We start from the raw sequence: 6,270 nt of genomic DNA, 5'->3' as shown, positions 1-6,270 counted from the left end.
TCACCTCTTCCCATTCCGAACAGAGAAGTTAAGCCCGTTAGCGCAGATGGTACTGCTATCTTGTGGGAGAGTATGTCGCCGCCTTTCTTTTAAAGCCTCAACAGCAATGTTGAGGCTTTTTTTATGAACTAAATCCAGATATGGAAACGGATCTCAGCTCCCCTGCCTACCTGGCGGACGGGGAGGGTCTTCTTTCCTGAATCTGTATTGTTGAGCAGAATCGAAGGATGCTTCTTAGTAGTTTATTACTGGAAGACCACCTCCCGGTTCCATGCACCACCTCGTCGCCACCTCCCTGCGGTTCCACCCCTTTTTATCAGGAGGTGACCACTAAACCTGGAGACATTCTGGCAAGAATAACGAGATAGTTAAATATTTTACTCTATTCAGGTAGGATGGAGCGGATTTGGAATCCGTGGCAATCAAATTCACTAAGCTTATATTTCATGGCATGCTATACCCTTAAGCTTCACCTACCGGTCCATCTTTGGAAAATATAAAAAAGTGAGCATTCTGCAAGTGGTGGGTCTATTTCTATGATTAAGAAATACTCGCGAAATTGGATCAAAAATTGGGAGAAACAGGATTCTAAACCAAGTAAAAAATTGATTTTAGAATGGATACTGCAGAGGGCGATATTCCTTCATTAACAGAATATCTTAGATATATTAGCAGCTTCTGTAAGATTCACCTAAATAAGGGTTCAGATTTCTCTCTTTTTTGTCAGAACTTTATTGCTAGTAAAGATTCTAAAAAGTATATATAAGCTGTTGAAAATTAGTTTTTTATAGGTATATTTATATCTCAGGTCCTTCTAAAAATACCTGTAGCTCTTTATACACCTGTAGGTGTATTGTTCCCCCGATTTTGGATTTCCCCTCAAATGGCTTTCGCCGTTTCGATGCACTCTTTCCTAACTAAAGGAAAAATTATTCCCTTTTAAGACATAATCATTCGATTCTGAATTGAATTGCAACTCCGATCTACTTCTCCTACGTATTTGGTTATGGTACAGTATTAACCAAAATTTTTAAACTATGAAAGATTTTACGATGAATCCTATTTTAATGGGATCAATGAAGGTAATCTTGTGTAGAAATTCAGTAAAACATTTTATTTTATCTGTGTTTACAGTTTTTCTGGTGGTTATTCCTTACAATGATATTCTTGCACAAAAGAATACCGCTGAAAATGTGCAGGGTGTGGTGCCTGTCATTACGCCCACAAATGGATCCGACATCTATGGTTTTGAAATAGATGGAAATGCCAAGGCTTTAAATTTTCCTTTATCTCCAGCTAACGGTTTGGGGTACGGAGACTGGTTTTCAGATCCGCCACCTGTACCAGAAGGACTGGGGTTATTTAAGAGTGATCTGGACTTCGACAAATTTGATGGAACCAATCCTGTTTTTGACGCTGAATATAAGGAAGGTGAGCTCTCCTTTTTTTTGAGAGATGATATTTCTAATAATGATCCTTCTGTATTTGATGGAAGTAATAAAATTAACGATAATCCTAACACTTATAAGTGGAAAATGGGTTCTGCACCCAGTAAAAATGAAATTCAGACAGTAGCCGTACATTTCACATATGGTGCAGCCAGCCATCCGGAATGGCCAGGTGGAACTTTTACTAATGAAGATGATCTTTGGATAATTTTTGCAGGAGACCGAGAGGATAACAACGGAAGCAGCTATATCGATTTTGAATTATTGCAACAGACATTGACAAAAAATTCTGATGGTACGTTTACTTCAGGTGCAAGTGCTGCAACGGGAGGAAGATCTGTTGGCGATTTACTCGTCACTTTGGAATTCACTATTGGAGGAGCTGCAGCCAAAGTGGTTGTGAGAGAGTGGAAAGCTGTTAATGGAGGCTATGAATATGTTCTTGCAGACTTGACCTCAAATAAGAGAAAGAATGGGATTTTTGCCTCAGTCAACACAGTAAAGACAATTGTCCCGTGGTCTGTTTATGATACTGAGCCTATCTCTACTAATCCTAGTTTATACCAGTATGATGTCAACCAGTGGGCAGAAGGGGCAGTTAACTTGAGTGCCTTTTTCCCACAGAATGATCCATGTCTACAGATTAGCACCCTTTTTATAAGAACCAGGACCTCAGGTTCTTCCGGTCAATCTCAGTTAAAAGATTTTCCTGGGGATCCTATACAATTGCAATTTGACTTGACACCTAATGCACCTACCGTTGCAGATGTTTCTAATTGCGGTCCATGGGATGGGAGCTTAATTGCTTCCGGCTGTGAAGGTATACTAAAATGGTATGATGCTGCCGAAAATGGAAATTTATTATATACTGGTGAGGATTCTGAAGATAACTCCTTTGATCCAGGTGAAATTTCTTCAACCTCGAGTTATTGGGTTAGTTGTACTGTGAATGGTTGTGAAGGTCCAAGGTCTATGGTCACTGTAACAGTCTATGATATTCCCGATCTTGAAATTGACGCTACAAATGTCACCTGCTTTGAAGCTGGAGATGGAACTGTTCTTGTTCCTGAAAATGATTATAGTTTGATACTATATAGATCAGATACCGAAAACGGAACCTATGAAGAAGTTGGAACTCCTAATACAGACTCAGATGGAAATTTCATTAATCTTGGTCCAGGCTGGTATTATGTTGAAGCCACAGAAAGCCATGCTCAGGGAGAAGGGGAAGACGCTATAGAATGTGAAGCTGATAGTAATAAGGTTGAGATCATGGAACCTGATGAGATCACAGTTTCAATTGATGCCACAAATGTTTCCTGTTATGATGAAGGAGATGGTTCAATTGATGTAACTGCATCGGGAGAAGATTCATTAGAACTATATAGGTCTGACACTTCAGATGGAACATATGTTCTGGTAGAGAGTCCTTCTACAGATGAGGATGGTGATTTCATAAGTCTTGGTCCTGGCTTTTACAAAGTGAAAGCTATTGCGGCCGGAGGTAATGAGGGAGATGATGACTGCTTTGCATGGAGCGAGGTTGAGGAAATAGAAGAACCTGATGAGATCACAGTTTCAATTGATGCCACAAATGTTTCCTGTTATGATGAAGGAGATGGTTCGATTGATGTAACTGCATCGGGAGAAGATTCATTAGAACTATATAGGTCTGACACTTCAGATGGAACATATGTTCTGGTAGAGAGTCCTTCTACAGAGGAGGATGGTGATTTCATAAGTCTTGGTCCTGGCTTCTACAAAGTGAAAGCTATTGCGGCCGGAGGTAATGAGGGAGATGATGACTGCTTTGCATGGAGCGAGGTTGAGGAAATAGAAGAACCTGACGATGTACTTGTGTCAGGAACTGGTTTCGATCCTACCTGTGAGAATCTTTCAGGAGGATATATTAGTGTGACTGCCAGCGGATATGATAGACTGGAACTTTGGAGTTCTCCAGATGGTATTGTCGCCTATACTCAAAGTGTTGCTGATGTAACCTTGGACGTGGATGACAATATCACCGGATTAGGAGCAGGATACTATGTTGTGAAAGCATTCGCTGATGGCGGAAATGGTGAAGAAGATGAATGTACTGCCGAAACAGATCCTATTGTTCTTGCAGAACCAATTTGTGATGAAGAGGCCTGTACTCTGGGTTACTGGAAAAACCATACGAACAGGTGGTGTCGTGAGGGTGATGATCAGGATCGAAATAACCCATTCATCTATGAAACTTGTGATTTATATGGTGAGATCTTTGGTATTGACTTTTCAGCCTATGGTTATGATGTATATGAAGGTCTAACACTTCTTCAAGCTCTTAATCAAGAAGGTGGAGGCGTTAATAATTTGTTACGTCAATCAGTAGCCGCACTATTGAATATTTGTGCTGATGAAATTAGTTATCCATATTCTGGTAATCTAATAGAAGCTGTACAGGACGCTTTTGAAAACGGTACTGAAGGAGAATTAGCAAGCGAATTGGATATGATCAATAATATGTATCCATGTCCTATGGGAGGAAGTTCAGCGACAGTAGCTAGCACTTGTTCCAATGGAACAATAGCCCCTGCTGCAGCAATTCTTTCCTCTGAAGCTGAAGCGGTCGAAAATGGAGACGTCATATTGTATCCTGTACCATTCAGTGATGTGTTAAATGTTCAGTATGAATTCGGTTACACATCAGATGTAGTAATTGAAGTTTATGCCGGTACATCCTTATTGAAAACTTTTACAGATGATGATGTAACGAAAGGTTCAAGTACTCAATTAAACATGAGTTTTGCCAATGTGAACCAGATGTATATCATTAGGGTAATAACAAGTAAAGAAGTAATTACAAAAAAGGCTTCTAAATAAATTATAGTTCTAATTATAAAAGAAAAGCAGCCATTTGGCTGCTTTTTTGTTTTTTGCTAATGCTCATTTTAAATTTCCTCCCGTTCTCCTCTCCAGGCAGATTGGACGTTCCATTTTTAAAATATGTAGGTCCTAATGGGGTACGAATTAAAAGATATTCCAAATTCCAATTTCTGCGATATTTAATACTAATGATCATATTATTTGTCGTCGTATTGCAACCCCAATTTTTCTTCCTATTAAAGGTTTCTTAAGAATGTGTGAGAGTAAAGAGATGTTGCCGCTTTTATTACTTTATTAACGCTAATGTCGCAGAAACAGGTGAATATTAATTTTTAGTACTTGTTTAACATTAGTGTAGGTGAGATTGGGTGTTCGATTTCTCAATTAAGCTTATCTTTAATATTGTTTTAAGGCATACAGTTAACTGTTCTTAAAATCCGCCCTCAATATTATTCCCCAAAATTGATTCTTGTTAGATCACATACCTTAGTGGTCTATATGACCTCATATTTCCATCCCCGGGAAATAGTCTCCTTTACACTCCCCTTCTAAGATTCGCCCGGATCTACTTTTGTCTTTGCTGTGCTCATGTTCTGGTTAGTATTTATTAACCAAAACACTATTTATTATGAACAGTAGTACATTAGGCCCAGACACGGTACAAAGGCTACCGATTTCCACCGGGCCGGAAAAGAACATTTATTGTAACAGGATATTGAAGTTTCTTTTAACTTTTTTCGTTGTTTTTGGACTTATCCTACCTGAAACCATTTTGGCACAGGGAGGACCAAATAAAACACCAACCGGAAAAATTGAGAAATTAGAGCAATCAGCCAATGGAAAGATGGGTTCTGAAACCAGTCCTACAAGTTGGGTGACTGGAATTGTTAATAAGGCAAAAGCACATTTTTTAGAAGATATGTGCATTCCTTACAGGTTAACTGTTTCAAGTTTAATTCCGATGGCTACCCCTGGTACACCAACTCAAGGAGATGTGATATACACTATCACCCTGGGTTTTGATACTCAAAAAGATGGTTTACATGCGATAGATTATTTGACTTCTTTTGATTATGTTGGAACTCATTCTCTTTATACGGCCCCTCATCCAATTGAGGAGATCAATCCTTTACAGGGGACAGGAGTGGTCGATAACAGTCCAGAATATCTTCCTATACCCACTCCAGCTTCTGAGGTAAGCAGTTTAGGTACTTATGGAGATTTAAATCCGGATGGGTCTGAAAACAGATTGACAATCTATAATGGTGAGTTTGTTTCTGCTACTTACACAAAGCAGGATCCTTTGCTGCCTGGTGCAACAACCTCATCAGATTTGGAAGTCAAATTCAGGGCTCACAGTGATAAGGTTGTAATAGCTTGGGGTGGCCATATTGCATTGGCCTCAGAGAACGACTGGCCAGAGGGTTTTTCTGCTAGTGCGATAAATGGTGCTCCTTATCACATGTTTATAAGTAGTTGTGACGAAGCTTTATTAGATGGTTGCGGTAACAAAGAAGTACAATTGCATGCTGATGCAGTTGACTCCCCACCAAAATGTACTATTTCTGGAGAATATTCAGTATGCCAGGAGGCACAAAGTCTAAGTTATACAGCTGATGTTGAAAATGCAACGAGTTCTACAGTTTATTCTTGGGAAATAGAAATAGTTCAGACCTCAACAGGAACAGATCCCACTATTGATGAAGGAACTGAAGATGATCCTGTTGCAGATGTAACTATTCCTGTTGATTTTTATGGTTCATATACAATGAAATTAACAGTATCGAATGATGGAATATTGTCCTTGACTGGAACATGTGAGTTCACAACTGTGGTTTATGACAATCCTGATTTGGAGGTACAAGATTTAGCTGAGTGTGAGAGCCAGGACAGTAATGGTGCTGATCTTTCTTATTACATATTTGATGTGATGGGGGGAATAAAATCGTCAGATAAT

General features: G+C 39.3%; 2 protein-coding genes and 1 rRNA gene. All 3 read left to right on the top strand.

The genetic code is table 11. The features are described from left to right. Window positions 1-87, top strand: a 5S ribosomal RNA gene (gene rrf, locus ACXYMT_RS15155); the annotation flags it as partial. Between the two features lie 950 nt (window positions 88-1,037). Further along, entirely contained in the window at window positions 1,038-4,310 is a 3,273-nt protein-coding gene (locus tag ACXYMT_RS15150; RefSeq protein ID WP_459059922.1) for an Ig-like domain-containing protein, read from the top strand. A 631-nt stretch (window positions 4,311-4,941) separates the two neighbouring features. Further along, on the top strand, window positions 4,942-6,270 hold a 1,329-nt coding region (locus ACXYMT_RS15145; RefSeq protein WP_459059921.1), incomplete at its 3' end, for a hypothetical protein.

Source organism: Salinimicrobium sp. CAU 1759, from assembly GCF_054482715.1.
This window is presented reverse-complemented; position numbering and strand designations above follow the sequence as displayed.

Excerpts from the sequence above, each read along its gene's own strand:
- ACXYMT_RS15150 (WP_459059922.1), top strand. The coding sequence starts at position 1,038 with ATGAAAGATTTTACGATGAATCCTATTTTAATGGGATCAATGAAGGTA.